This is a genomic window from Marinomonas sp. 15G6-16 (assembly GCF_055809555.1).
Genome location: NZ_CM147916.1, coordinates 2,528,404 through 2,541,475 on the forward strand (window position 1 = coordinate 2,528,404; position 13,072 = coordinate 2,541,475).

Sequence of the window (13,072 nt, forward strand, 5' to 3'; positions counted from 1 at the left end):
ATGAGTGCACCACATACATTGTCTTCTAAATATCCAAGAAAAGAGCTTGTTGGGCGCTTACAAAAAAGCGTTGTGAGTTTGATATTTGTTTCGCTGGTGGCTTTGTCTGGGTTGTATTTCTATATTGATATGAAGCTGAATGAGCAAAATAACCAGCAGAAAGAAATTCACGCGTTTTTAGATGTTGCTCATAGCGCTAAAGAGTATTGGTATGAACTGCTGTTATTGGAGGAAAAGGATTCTGTAGTGGAGGTTGATTCGGCTTCTTTGGAGCAGCTGCAGCAGATTCTAGTAAGTGAATATGAATTGATCGAGCAAGGGATTTTAGACTTTGGCTTGCACTCTGTAGTTGATGTGTCTGAGTCGAATGCTTTATTGGATGGATTGAGTTCAGAGAATCAAACAGACTTTTTATTAACACAAGAAAATAAAGCCTCTATTTATGCGGCTTTGGCTGTTTTAAAAGAGTTGGATGATGCGTTGTTGAAGGTTCGCTTAGAGGCAGATTATCAGCAACAAGTATTTATGGAGCAGTTAATCTGGTGGGCAGTTGCTGCTTTTGTCTTAATTTCCCTTATTGCCATCCTCTCGGCTACTGACTTTGTCCGTCAGTTGCGTTCAGGTTTTGCTGGTGTGCATTATGTTTTAGACCACCGTAAGCACGGCCACGCTGCGATTTATCCCCCTCGCAATCTGGTTGATGAATTGACAGATTTGAGTCATGTGATTGATAACGAGTTGGTTTCTAGAGGCTATGACCTTAATGATAAAGAAGAATATTTGTCCATTGTTGATGTTGCTTTATCAAAGATAAATGATGCTTTTTTTATTACTAACAAAGAAGGTGATATCGCATGGTTAAGCGCTGGTGCTGAGCGGTTATGGTTTAAGAATACAGCTCTATTTGAATCAGTGCTGGGGATAGATTCAGGTCTAGATGAACCAACAGGTGAGCGAGTGCTTGATTCTATCCTTATGCAGGATGAGGATTTAACATTAGAGCTGTCTGATGGGATGTACAGCTTAAAAGTTCAGCGTTTAGAATTTGAAATGGGTTCTGAATCAGAAGAAAGCAACCAATCTTGTGTTATATCGATTCAGCTAAAATCCGAATTGGCAGAGCTCCAAGTGTTGCACCATAGCTTGAAATTAATGGAGCAAGACGTATGGGATATCCCAGTTCGAGTTTTAAGAGCGGAATCTCCTTATGTGGCATTTGCTCGATCTTTAGAAATCGTACGCCAAAATGTTACTAGGCTTTTTGATAATGTCGAAAATGTGTGTTTGCACACAAAGCCATTTGAAAAAATTACCAAACTACAACAAATAGCATCCCTAATTGACGAAAAAAACAACCACAATGTAATGAGTAATAATGACGTTGTCGTGACGGCTGAACCTTCTGAGAAGGTTGAAGCCGAACTCAATGAAATGGCTTGGTTATCCGAGCAAATTCGAGATTCGTTGATACTTGGTTATGAATTGGTGCTTCAGCGTTTAGCCTTAGTTGAAAAAGATTTGTCCTCGGATGCTTTCTTGTTAACTGATGTTGATCGTTGTTTGAATGAGGTCAGATCTGGCGTTTTATATAGTCTTTCTGCTACAGAAGGTGAAAGCGAAAAAATTCGCCGTCGATTTGCTGTTGATTTAGAGCACGATATCAGTAAGGTTCAAAGCCAAATTGAAGGTATGAAAACAACGCTCGACTCTACGCTGTCTTTGCTAGGGGCTGACCGAAGTGTTGGTTTAGCGAGACTGGATAGAGCGAGAGAGTCTGTTAACGAAATTATTGAAAAACTTCATGAGTTAATCACGAAAATGCCTGCTAATGCATTAGAGGATGAGTCTAATAGACTATCTAATGATTATGATGATCTATAGGTTTAATTGTGACTCGAGGTATAAGTTGTGGTTGAAAGTTTTTTTGATGAACACGCGGGACGTTTACAAATCCACGTAAAAGGTCGTTTCGATTACACTTGCCATAAAATGTTCAAAGAGGCATTCACGGTAACGGAAAATGTTAATTCCTACGATGTGGATTTGGCTAAGGTAGATTACTTGGACAGTTCTGCGCTTGGTATGCTGCTCTTACTCAGAGATCATGCTGGTGGTGATCAAGGGTGTGTGCGTTTGATGAATGCAAAGGGAGCTGTTGTAGATATTTTGAAAATTGCAAACTTTCACCGCCTTTTTGAAATTGTTGAGTAGCTTTTATGGAGCAACTTTTAACCATCTTGGTGGCGGATGATAATCCAACGGATAGAGTTTTATTAAAGGCTATTTTAAGCCAATTTGGGCACAATGTTATTGTGGCTGTCGATGGGCAAGATGCTGTTGATAAATTCGACCCAGAGACAATTCAGCTGGTGTGTTTAGATATTAAAATGCCCCATAAGAATGGCTGGGAAGTTGCTTTAGAAATCCAAGAAATAGCGGGTGATAAGTTTGTCCCCATTGTTTTCTTGTCTGGTGTGGCTGATCCAGTTGCACTATCAAATTGTTTGAAAATCGGTGGTACCGATTTCATTTCCAAACCTTACAGTCCAGCTCTCATTACAGCAAAGCTGAACGCCATTGTTCGCTTGTTGGTTATGCAAAAAACGCTTGAAGAGCAGCGTGATGAGTTAGCACATTACAATGAGAAACTGCTTCACGAGCAAGAAGTCGCCAAAGTCGTATATGAGAACATAACAAATTCTAATTGTTTAAAAGACGCCGCGCTGTCTACTATTCATTACGGTACAAACACATTTAATGGTGATGTTATTTTGGCCGCTTATAAACCAAATGGTGGCATGCATTTGCTGTTAGGTGATTTTACTGGTCATGGTTTGTCTGCAGCAATTGGGGCTTTGCCTCTTGCCGATATCTTTTTCGATTGGACAAAGAAAGGCTTTTTGATGCGCCAGATTATTCCTGAAATCAATGCGCGCTTAAAAAGTGTGTTGCCATCGAATGTGTTTTGTAGTGCTGCTTTCATTGATATTAAAGTCAACAACAAAAGCATTGAAGTTTGGAATGGTGGTTTGCCTGACTTGCTATTTTTCTCTGAGAATGCCCAAGCTCCGAAACGGCTAACGTCTAAAAACCTACCTCTGGGTGTTCTTTCACCTGATGTATTTGAGTGTCAAATTGATCTTGCCTCCTTTGTTCCTGGTGATCGTTTGTTGGCTTTTTCTGATGGTGTTTATGAAGCGTTCGATTCGGCTGGCAACATGTTTTGTAATTCTGTACTTCAACCTCTTTATGATGGAGAAGTACCAGCTTCTGATTCAATGGATTGGCTTGGAAGTCAACTGCATAAAGAAGGTGTATTGGATAACCCGCATGATGATATCTCGTGTCTTGGCGTCCGCTTAGATTCAAATATCGGTATCGATTCACCCGTTCATGATGCCCCTCGAAGTCACGATGAGGCGCCAGCCGACTTTTCATTTGAGTATGTTTTGAATGCGGACTCTCTTCGTAATACCGACCCTTTACCTTATGTGTTGCAAATTATTACGACGGTTCCTGGGTTGAGCCGCTATTCCAGCCAAATTTTTATGATCCTTTCTGAGTTGTACTCTAATGCACTTGAGCATGGTGTTTTAAAGCTAAGTTCAACGAAAAAGCATTCTAGTGATGGTTTCTCTCTTTATTATGAAGAACGAGAACGCAGTTTGGCTGCGTTGAAAGAAGGGTTTGTTAAAATATCAGTGAAGGTTACATCAGATAAGAATGATCGTGTTCTTATCTTGTATGTCGAAGATAGTGGTGAAGGGTTCGACTTTTCAAGAGTGAATTACGACATTTCGAATACAGAGTTACTTTATAACCGTGGGCTTGCCTTGTTAGATCAGCTTTGTCAGAAACTTGAATTTTCAAAAGGTGGTCGCGCTGTATCTGCCCATTATCACTGGAGTGTAGGGCCGTAACGTCAGGTTGGCCTTGCTATTGCATAGTCTCTTTTATCGTTGGAGGAAATTATGCGAACAGATTCAAATACGGTGTTATCTTTATCGTCAGGTGTATTGCCGAAAACCTCAAAATCACCTCTACCAGCTTCAGAAAATGGAGCGGCTTTTGAAGATGATTTCAAAAAAGCAAAAGCAGCGTTTGGCCCCGAAAATAAAGACTCTGCAGATAAAAAGACGCTCAAAGAGCGTGCTTTATCTGATGAAAGTCATGTATCAACAAAACCTGTTGAGCAATCTGAGAATGCTTCGAAAGAAGGTTCTTCTGATGCTGTTGTAGCAAAAGAAGACGGCAAAGTTTTGCAGCCGGAAGGCGATGTTTCTCCTGCCAAATTGAATGATTCTAAAGAAAATTCTGAACTTGCTTCCTTGTCGTTATCGGACTCTTTAGAGGTTGAGCAGGGTGTTCAAGTGGGTGACTCTGAAGCTCAGGCGCTATCTGAACTTTCAGGAGCAGATTTGGATCTACAGGACTTTCAGAATATAGAAGAAAGTGATTTTAGGGCAGACTTGCAGAAAGGTGATCCTGTACTGGCTTCTGTTTCTTTATCGAATAGTGAAAAACCAATTGAGGTTCTTGATCCGCAAAATCTAGCGTTAACGCCTTTGTCTCAAGGTGTTAAGCCTGTAAATAAAGAGAATGAGTTAGTTTGGGTTGACTCAGAAGGACTGGAAGTTGAATTGCCTCTTGAAGATGATAGTCAGCTGTCCTGGGTGTTATCTCAAATGAATGCACGTACAAGCTCTGCAACTGGTGAAGGAAGCCAAGAAAGTCTGGTCGCTCCTGCAATATTGGGTGCTAGTTCGGGGCGTGGAGGCGTTGCTCAAACAAGTATTCCATTAAATGGAACTCCAGAACTTGGGACAGAAGGTTTTGACTTCACAGATGCTGCCTTAACGGATTCCACTGATACTCTACTGCCTGATGACTTGATCTCAATTGATGAGCCAATTGAGCTGCGTAAAAAAGAGCAAGAGGCTATGTTAAGTCGAATGTCTGGGCAAATTGATGGTAAAGTAATTGAAGAAGGTGTTGGCAATTTAAACAACGCGACGAATTCTATGCGTGCAGTATCGTCTGGGGCTGCTGCTGCGACTGCATCTCAAGCAAATTTAACAATGAATGTTCCGCCTCAACACCCAAATTGGGCAAGTGAAATGAGCCAGAAAGTGGCTTGGGTTGCTCGTGATGGAGGTCATACAGCTCACATTAGATTAGATCCGCCAGAGTTAGGCAGTTTGACGGTTAAAATATCAGTTGATAATGACTCCAATACGCAGGTGAGTTTTATTGCAGCCACACCTCAAGCGCGAGATTTGTTAGAAGGCCAGATGAGCCGTTTGCGAGATATGTTAGCTCAGCAAGGTATGGATTTGAGTCGCGCTGATGTTGATGTTTCTCAGCAAGATACGTCCGGCATGCGAAGAGATTCTGAGCGAGGCAGAGCTTCTAATCAGGCTGAGCTTGCGGCTCAGGATGAAATAGATGACGAACTTGTTTCAAGTAATATGTCTTATGTCACTGCAACCGGTGTGGACTATTACGCTTAAAGTGCAAATAAATTGATGGTGCTGTGTTCGATTCTTTGTAGAATAGAGTACTTTAAATAAACGAAATGCATTCTGTGCGTTTATTGAACAGAACTTAATACATCCAAGGTTTGTAAAGATGGCTGATGACGACGGTTTAGATATTGGTGGCGAAAGTGAAAAGTCAGGAGGCAAGAAAAAGCTGATTATTATCATTGCTCTTGTTGCTTTGTTGGGTGGAGGCGCAGCTGCATATTTTTTGTTGTTTAGCGGAAGTGGCGAACCTGAAATGTCTGAAGAAGAAATGTTAGCTAAAGCGCCTTCTATATATTTATCACTAGACCCGGCTTTTACAATTGATTTTATGGTTGATGGCAGACAGCGTTATGTGCAGTTAAGTATGACGGTAAAGTCAAAAAGAGCTGAACAAATAGACGCTGTGACACTTCATATGCCTTTGATACGAAACAGTTTGGTTTTACTTTTCTCTAGTCAGTCGTTTACTGAACTACAAACAGAGCAAGGAAAAATAGCGTTGAAACAAGCTTCGGTTGATGTGATCAATGGAATCCTTGAGCAGGAAACTGGTCTAGGTGGCATTGATAATGTTTTATTCACTAACTTTGTGATGCAGTAAGAATTATGTCCGCTCAAGATTTATTATCACAGGATGAGATAGATGCTCTTTTGCATGGGGCTGATGAGAAACCTGCAGAAGACGATAATAAAGACGCTAATGGTGTGGCGTCTTATGACATTACAAGTCAAGAGCGTATTGTTCGTGGGCGTATGCCCACATTGGAGATGATAAACGAACGTTTTGCACGTTATACGCGGATTAGTTTGTTTAATATGCTTCGTCGTACTGCTGACGTATCGTCTGGTGGTCTTCAGGTTATGAAGTTCGGTGAATATGTTCACACATTGTACGTACCAACCAGTTTGAACTTAGTTAAATTTAGGCCTTTAAGAAGCACCGCGTTATTTATATTAGATGCGAAGCTGGTATTTAAGCTGGTGGACAACTTTTTTGGTGGCGATGGCCGTCATGCCAAAATCGAAGGGCGAGAATTTACGCCAACGGAAATCCGTATTGTTCAGCTTATGTTGGAGCAAGTGTTTGTTGATTTAACGGAAGCTTGGGCGCCAGTACTTAAATTAGATTTAGAGTACATTAGCTCAGAAGTAAACCCAGCGATGGCAAATATTGTTAGTCCTAGTGAAGTGGTTGTTGTCTCAACATTTCATATTGAATTGGACGGCGGTGGTGGTGAGTTGCACATTACTCTTCCGTATTCAATGATTGAACCTGTACGAGAGCTGTTAGATGCCGGTGTCCAGAGTGATGTGGATGAAAAAGATGACCGCTGGGGTAAATCACTTGAACAAGACGTGAAAGATATTGATGTTAAGCTATCTGTTAATATTGCAAAACGGAAAATTGCGTTAGGTGAAGTGCTGAAATTCAAAGCGGGTGATATTATTCCAATTGATATGCCCGAGTTTGTCACAGTTCGAGCGAATAATGTGCCTACCTTCAAAGGGAAGTTGGGTGTTAGTAATGACCATTACTCAGTTCAAATGGTCGAAAGTTTTAAACCGACTAAGGTAACGAAATAACATGGCAGAAGAATCTCCAGATCAAGCAGGAATGGATGAAGGCTTAGCGGACGAGTGGGCCGCGGCAATGTCGGAAGCTGGCGAAACAGAGGAAAGTGACGGTCTTGAAGATGAGTGGGCGTCGGCAATGAATGAGCAAGAAGCCGAGCCAGTCAAACTGGAAACACTTTCGAACCCACAAGTTTCTAATGGTGATGTGGGCTCTGATCTCGATCTTATTATGGATATTCCCGTAGTTCTTTCTATGGAATTGGGTAATACGGAGATAGCCATTCGTAATTTAATGCAGTTGACACAAGGCTCCGTTGTTGAGTTGGATCGCTTTGCTGGCGAACCGTTGGATGTACTGGTAAATGGAACATTAATTGCGCACGGGGAAGTCGTTGTAGTGAATGATAAATATGGTATTCGCTTAACTGACGTTGTAAGCCCTAGTGAGCGCATTAGACGATTGAAGTAGCGCTATTGAATTCCTTCTTTGTTAATAGATATCTTATCGCGGCCATATTTAGTATGGCCGTTCCTTGTTTACAGGCCTCAGAAGTGCAGGACATTTCTGTGACTTCGTCTGTATGGAAAATGGTTGTTTCTCTTGTTTTTATTATCGCGTTTATTCCTGCCTGTTTGTGGGTGATGAAGCGCTTTCAATTGGCTCAAATGAAGTTTGGTCAATCTGATATCAAGATAGTGAATGTTCAGTCTCTTGGCACAAAAGAGAAGCTAATGCTTGTTGAGGTTGAAGGTGAGCGAATTCTGATCGGTGTCACTGCACACAATATTTCTCATTTAAAGAGCTTTCCTCTAAAAGAGGGTTCATTTGCTTCTGTTATGGAAGAAGTGAGCAGAGAAAAAAGCGATGCTAATGAGGGTGTAAAGTGATTCGTTTTCTAGTGCTGCTGATCTTGCTGGTTCCAGGAGTATCTTTGGCTGAAGTTGGTTTGCCTGCTGTGAAAGTGGTGACTAACGCAGATGGCAGCCAGGATTATACGGTTTCGCTGCAAATCTTGTTCATCATGACGGCTTTGACGCTTTTGCCGGCGGCTCTAATGATGATGACCTCATTTACCCGAATTATTGTAGTGCTAGCTATTCTTCGGCAAGCAATCGGTCTTCAGCAAACTCCTTCTAACCAGATAATGGTCGGTATGGCGCTTTTTCTTACCTTATTTATTATGACGCCTACTTTGGATAAGGTGAATGAAGTAGCTTTGCAGCCTTATCTAAACGAAGAAATGACATCAGGACAAGCTGTCGAAGCGGCTTCTGCTCCTATTAGGGATTTTATGTTGGCTCAAACACGAGAAGACGATATTGCGCTTTTCGTGAAATTGGCTGGGCGTGAAGGGACAATTCAGTCCATGGAAACCTTGCCTTTTACGATTTTGATGCCTGCATTTGTGACCAGTGAATTGAAAACGGCATTTCAAATTGGTTTTATGGTTTTTATCCCATTTCTTATTGTGGATATGGTTGTGGCTAGTGTTTTGATGGCAATGGGTATGATGATGTTGTCTCCTGTTATTATTTCCTTGCCATTTAAGATCATGCTGTTTGTTATGGTGGATGGTTGGGCGATGATTATGGGTACTTTAGCGGCAAGCTTCGGGATTTAAATTATGAATCCTCAGGTGGTGTTAGACTTATACGGGCAGGGCTTTTATTTAATCGTCTTAATCGTTGGTGCTGTAATGGTGCCAAGCTTATTGGTCGGTTTGATTGTGAGTGTGTTTCAAGCTGCGACACAGATTAATGAGCAAACCCTTTCTTTCCTGCCGAGGTTGATTGTCACTATTCTCGTTATCATGCACCTAGGGCCGTGGATTTTGACAGAGTTGACGGACTTTACGACCAACTTGTTTATTAATATACCTATGATAATAGGCTAATGTTAGAACTTAATCCTGATGAACTTCTGAATTTAACGATTAGCTTTCTTCTGCCTTTTTTTCGTATTGGTGCTTTCTTTATGGCGCTACCTTTGTTTGGTAGCCGTTTGGTTAACGCCAGAGTTCGTGTAGCTTTTTCCTTTTTAGTCGCTGTTATTGTGACGCCAGTCATCGATGTGCCCGATTATGACCCTATATCACCTGCTTACATTGTTCTGATTGCCGAGCAACTGGTGATTGGCTTTGTCTTGGGTTTCGTCATTACCATCTTGTTTCAATTGTTTTCATTGGCTGGGCAATTGGCGGCAATGAAGGCTGGTCTTGGCTTTGCTATGTCTAATGATCCAGCCAATGGTATTTCGGTAGCAACGTTAGGTCAGTATTATTTGTCTATGGTTGCGCTGGCTTTTCTAGGGACTGATGGTCATTTGGTCATGATAGAGTATTTGGCTGAAAGCTTTAATTACTGGCCAATTGGCGGAGGTTTTGAGAGTCAAAAGTATTGGCAATTGGTATTGCTCGGCGGTTGGATGTTTGAAAAAGCCTTGCTGATAGTTCTACCATTAGCAATTGCTGTATTAGTGATCAACTTATCATTTGGTGTCGTTGCTAAAGCTTCGCCTCAGCTGAATATTTTTGCTCTTGGTTTTCCTATTATTATGTTGTTTTCTCTCTTCTTTTTCTGGATTATGTTGGAAGACTTCTTAGATATTTATTTGCTGTTTTTCAGAGAAGTGATGGATTGGATGAAAAGCACATGGGGGATTCAGTTAAATGGCTGAAAACGAAGACGGCAGTGAAAAAACGGAAAGTGCCAGTAGTAAAAAGCTTCAGGATGCCCGTGATAAAGGTAATTTGCCTAGGTCAAAAGACTTAAGTTCTGCTTTGTTATTGATCGTGGCTGCGGTGACAATTTATGGTACTGGTACCTTGTTGGCTCGTGATTTGGCTGCCTTGTTCGACTTCAATTTTCTCATGGAGCGAGAAGACTTATTTGATTTGAGTCGAATGATCTTCCATCTTTATCAGTCTGTTGTCGCTATGATGGATTCGATGTTGCTACTGATGAGTGTGTTGGCGATAGCTGGTATTGTTGGAAGTATTGCTTTGGGTGGTCTTAATTTTTCTTGGGAACCTCTGACGCCAAAATTAAGTAAGTTGAGCCCTATTTCTGGTTTGAAGCGAATGTTCTCTGCTCAGTCTTTGGTTGAGCTATTAAAGTCGATTGCTAAAGTATCTTTGGTAGGGCTTATCTCAGTAATTGTGCTGAACTATTTCTTGGCTGAAACTTTAGGTTTGACCTTTCAGTCTATTCAACTCGCTATTTCTCATGGCATCGATGTTGTTATTTGGTCGTTTATCTTTGTATCTCTCGCTTTGGTTTTAATAGCTGCTATTGATGTACCTTTTCAAATTTGGTCGCACAAAGAAAAGCTCAAAATGACCAAGCAAGAAGTTAAAGATGAATTCAAACAGCAAGAAGGTGATCCTTTGGTTCGTGGGCGAATACGTCAAATGCAGCGACAAGCAGCAATGAATCGAATGATGGCAGATGTCCCTCAAGCCGATGTAATCATTACCAACCCGACTCACTTTTCTGTTGCACTGAAATACGATCAAGCAGGTGGCGCTGCGCCTAAGCTTCTTGCGAAAGGTGGTGACTTTATTGCATTGAAAATTCGTGAGGTTGGCAATCACTATGATATCCCTGTGATACAATCTCCAGAATTGGCTCGAGCTGTTTATCACCATACAGAAATTGGTGATGAAATCCCCCAAGGGCTTTTTAAAGTAGTGGCTCAATTACTGGCTTATGTATATCAATTGCGTAACTCTCGTATGGGTGCGCCAAGACCTGAGAGCATGCCAAATTTGGATGTGCCGGACGAATTTAAGTGGGATGGCAATTGATCATGCTTTTTTGTTTTTCTATTAGGGATCTAGTGTGAATTTTGACCGTGATCGACTTGCGGGGCAAGTGCAGGGTATTTTTAGTGGAAATCTAGGTATTCCTATTTTGTTGTTGTCGCTTTTAGCGATGATGATTTTGCCTATCCCAGCTTTTTTGTTGGATGTTCTTTTTACCTTTAATATTGCCTTAGCCATCGTTGTGCTTTTGGTCGCAATATACTCGATGCGCCCTCTCGATTTTGCTGTTTTTCCTACGGTTTTGCTGGTTTCAACTTTAATGCGCTTGGCACTTAACGTGGCATCAACGCGTGTGGTTTTGCTGAATGGTCACGAGGGCGGTGACGCGGCAGGGAAGGTAATCCAAGCCTTCGGTGAAGTGGTTATTGGTGGTAACTATGTTGTTGGTTTCGTTGTTTTTGCCATCTTGATGATTATTAACTTTGCAGTTGTAACGAAAGGTGCGGGACGTATTTCGGAAGTAAGTGCGCGTTTTACTTTGGATGCAATGCCAGGTAAGCAAATGGCGATTGATGCGGATTTAAATGCGGGCATGATTGATGCTGAGCAGGCTAAAGAGCGTCGGATTGAGATCGCTTCTGAAGCCGAGTTTTATGGTTCTATGGATGGTGCCTCCAAATTTGTAAAAGGTGATGCCATTGCCGGTTTATTAATTCTTGGCATTAATATTATTGGTGGCTTGTCCATTGGTATGGCGCAGCATGATCTTTCTTTTGCTGAAGCGATTGAGCGTTACTCGCTTTTAACCATAGGTGATGGTTTGGTTGCTCAATTGCCTTCTCTTATGTTGTCTACTGCGGCAGCGATAATGGTAACTCGAGTTAATGAGAGTGGGGACATGGGGTCGCAGATAATGCGACAAATGTTTGGCTCGTCAAAGGCTTTGTATGTTGCTGCAGGTGTGATGACTATTATGGGTGTTGTACCCGGAATGCCGCACTTATCTTTTCTTGCTTTGGCTGCTTGTTTAGGCGGTCTTGCTTACTTTATGGAGTATCGCAAGAAGCAGAAGTCTAAACAGAAGCAAAAAACAGGGAGTACCAATAAGTCTGCTTCAAATAATGCGCCTGCAGAAGTGAAAGATTTAAGTTGGGATGATGTGGCTCCGGTAGATATGCTGGGGTTGGAAGTAGGTTATCGGTTGATCCCTCTGGTTGATAAAAGTCAGGGCGGAGAGCTTTTAGCAAGGATTAAAGGTGTGCGCCGTAAACTGTCTCAGGACTTGGGCTTTTTGGTTCCCAGTGTGCACATCCGAGATAACTTAGATTTAATGCCTAACGCTTATCGAGTTACCTTGATGGGAGTGAGTTTAGCTGAGGCGGAAGTGCATCCGGATAAAGATTTGGCGATTGATCCGGGGCAGGTGTTCGGCACAATTGATGGCGTGCCAGGTAAAGATCCATCATTTGGTTTGGACGCTGTATGGATTGATCCGAAAAAGAGAGACCAAGCGCAAACTTACGGCTACACAGTGGTTGATGTGAGCACAGTGGTAGCAACGCATATTAACCAAATTATGTATAAACATGCCTATGAGCTAATTGGTCATGATGAAGTTCAGCAGTTGTTGAGCTTGTTGAAACAGTACAACCCAAAATTGGCGGAAGAATTGGTTCCAAATACCATTCCGTTGAGCGTTCTTTTGAAAGTGTTGCAGAACTTGTTGATTGAAGGTGTGCCTCTTCGAGATATGCGGACCATCGCGGAATCTATTATGGGAGTACAGCCTAAGACTCAAGATCCTATGATATTGACGGCCGCTGTTCGAACTTCTCTGTCCCGTTTAATTATTCAGACATTGGCTGACGGTATTGAGGAAATTCCAGTCTTAACATTAGAACCTCAGTTGGAAAAAATGTTGATGCAAACGGTGCAGCAAAGTCAGCAGTCTGGTATAAAAAATGAAGAGGCACTTATTTTAGAGCCGCAAATGGCTGAGCAATTACAAAACTCCTTGAAACAGTCAGCTGAGCAGCAAGAGGCAATGGGAAATACGCCGATTCTTATTGTATCTGCTCCAATTAGACCAATGTTGGCGCGATTTATGCGTTACGGTATGGTGAATATGTCTGTGCTTTCATATCAAGAAGTACCAGATCACAAACGTATTACTGTGGTTGGTGTAATTGGGCAATAAGTTTGATGATT

Annotated in this window: 13 protein-coding genes; all 13 read left to right on the forward strand. The window is 41.8% G+C overall.

Annotated features, from left to right (window positions below; all coding sequences use genetic code 11):
• Positions 1-1,881 carry a hypothetical protein gene (locus tag AC0L46_RS12095; protein ID WP_473503904.1) on the forward strand — a complete coding sequence of 627 codons (1,881 nt, stop codon included), beginning with the start codon at positions 1-3 and terminating at the stop codon, positions 1,879-1,881.
• A 27-nt stretch (positions 1,882-1,908) separates the two neighbouring features.
• Positions 1,909-2,211, forward strand: coding sequence for an STAS domain-containing protein (locus AC0L46_RS12100; protein ID WP_414680483.1), 303 nt, complete (start codon positions 1,909-1,911; stop codon positions 2,209-2,211).
• Positions 2,212-2,216: 5 nt separating this feature from the next.
• Entirely contained in the window at positions 2,217-3,920 is a 1,704-nt protein-coding gene (locus tag AC0L46_RS12105; protein ID WP_473503906.1) for a SpoIIE family protein phosphatase, read from the forward strand.
• A gap of 51 nt (positions 3,921-3,971) precedes the next feature.
• A complete protein-coding gene (locus tag AC0L46_RS12110) occupies positions 3,972-5,510 on the forward strand; it encodes a flagellar hook-length control protein FliK (RefSeq protein ID WP_473503908.1) in 1,539 nt (512 codons plus the stop codon).
• Positions 5,511-5,628: 118 nt separating this feature from the next.
• Positions 5,629-6,126, forward strand: coding sequence for a flagellar basal body-associated FliL family protein (locus AC0L46_RS12115; protein WP_414680480.1), 498 nt, complete (start codon positions 5,629-5,631; stop codon positions 6,124-6,126).
• Between the two features lie 5 nt (positions 6,127-6,131).
• A complete protein-coding gene (fliM, locus tag AC0L46_RS12120; RefSeq protein ID WP_473503910.1) occupies positions 6,132-7,109 on the forward strand; it encodes a flagellar motor switch protein FliM in 978 nt (325 codons plus the stop codon).
• A 1-nt stretch (position 7,110) separates the two neighbouring features.
• The gene (fliN, locus tag AC0L46_RS12125; RefSeq protein ID WP_473503913.1) at positions 7,111-7,569 is read left to right on the forward strand and encodes a flagellar motor switch protein FliN; all 459 of its coding nucleotides are present in this window, start codon (positions 7,111-7,113) and stop codon (positions 7,567-7,569) included.
• A gap of 98 nt (positions 7,570-7,667) precedes the next feature.
• Positions 7,668-7,988, forward strand: a complete 321-nt coding sequence (fliO, locus tag AC0L46_RS12130; protein ID WP_414680477.1) for a flagellar biosynthetic protein FliO — start codon at positions 7,668-7,670, stop codon at positions 7,986-7,988.
• Positions 7,985-8,722, forward strand: a complete 738-nt coding sequence (gene fliP, locus AC0L46_RS12135; protein WP_473503915.1) for a flagellar type III secretion system pore protein FliP — start codon at positions 7,985-7,987, stop codon at positions 8,720-8,722. Before fliO ends, fliP begins: the two co-directional genes overlap by 4 nt.
• A gap of 3 nt (positions 8,723-8,725) precedes the next feature.
• Positions 8,726-8,995, forward strand: a complete 270-nt coding sequence (gene fliQ, locus AC0L46_RS12140; RefSeq protein ID WP_414680476.1) for a flagellar biosynthesis protein FliQ — start codon at positions 8,726-8,728, stop codon at positions 8,993-8,995.
• Positions 8,995-9,777 (forward strand): flagellar biosynthetic protein FliR, encoded by a 783-nt coding sequence (gene fliR, locus AC0L46_RS12145; RefSeq protein ID WP_414680475.1) that lies wholly within the window; start codon positions 8,995-8,997, stop codon positions 9,775-9,777. The genes fliQ and fliR overlap by 1 nt, the downstream gene beginning before the upstream one ends.
• Positions 9,770-10,906: a flagellar biosynthesis protein FlhB gene (gene flhB, locus AC0L46_RS12150; protein ID WP_473503918.1), complete on the forward strand. Its 1,137-nt coding sequence runs from the start codon at positions 9,770-9,772 to the stop codon at positions 10,904-10,906. Before fliR ends, flhB begins: the two co-directional genes overlap by 8 nt.
• Before the next feature lie 34 nt (positions 10,907-10,940).
• Positions 10,941-13,061: a flagellar biosynthesis protein FlhA gene (flhA, locus tag AC0L46_RS12155; RefSeq protein WP_473503920.1), complete on the forward strand. Its 2,121-nt coding sequence runs from the start codon at positions 10,941-10,943 to the stop codon at positions 13,059-13,061.
• Positions 13,062-13,072: the final 11 nt, after the last annotated feature.

Excerpts from the sequence above, each read along its gene's own strand:
- flhB (WP_473503918.1), top strand. The coding sequence starts at position 9,770 with ATGGCTGAAAACGAAGACGGCAGTGAAAAAACGGAAAGTGCCAGTAGT.
- AC0L46_RS12105 (WP_473503906.1), top strand. The coding sequence starts at position 2,217 with ATGGAGCAACTTTTAACCATCTTGGTGGCGGATGATAATCCAACGGAT.
- AC0L46_RS12115 (WP_414680480.1), top strand. The coding sequence starts at position 5,629 with ATGGCTGATGACGACGGTTTAGATATTGGTGGCGAAAGTGAAAAGTCA.
- AC0L46_RS12095 (WP_473503904.1), top strand. The coding sequence starts at position 1 with ATGAGTGCACCACATACATTGTCTTCTAAATATCCAAGAAAAGAGCTT.
- fliR (WP_414680475.1), top strand. The coding sequence starts at position 8,995 with ATGTTAGAACTTAATCCTGATGAACTTCTGAATTTAACGATTAGCTTT.
- fliM (WP_473503910.1), top strand. The coding sequence starts at position 6,132 with ATGTCCGCTCAAGATTTATTATCACAGGATGAGATAGATGCTCTTTTG.
- fliQ (WP_414680476.1), top strand. The coding sequence starts at position 8,726 with ATGAATCCTCAGGTGGTGTTAGACTTATACGGGCAGGGCTTTTATTTA.
- fliN (WP_473503913.1), top strand. The coding sequence starts at position 7,111 with ATGGCAGAAGAATCTCCAGATCAAGCAGGAATGGATGAAGGCTTAGCG.
- AC0L46_RS12110 (WP_473503908.1), top strand. The coding sequence starts at position 3,972 with ATGCGAACAGATTCAAATACGGTGTTATCTTTATCGTCAGGTGTATTG.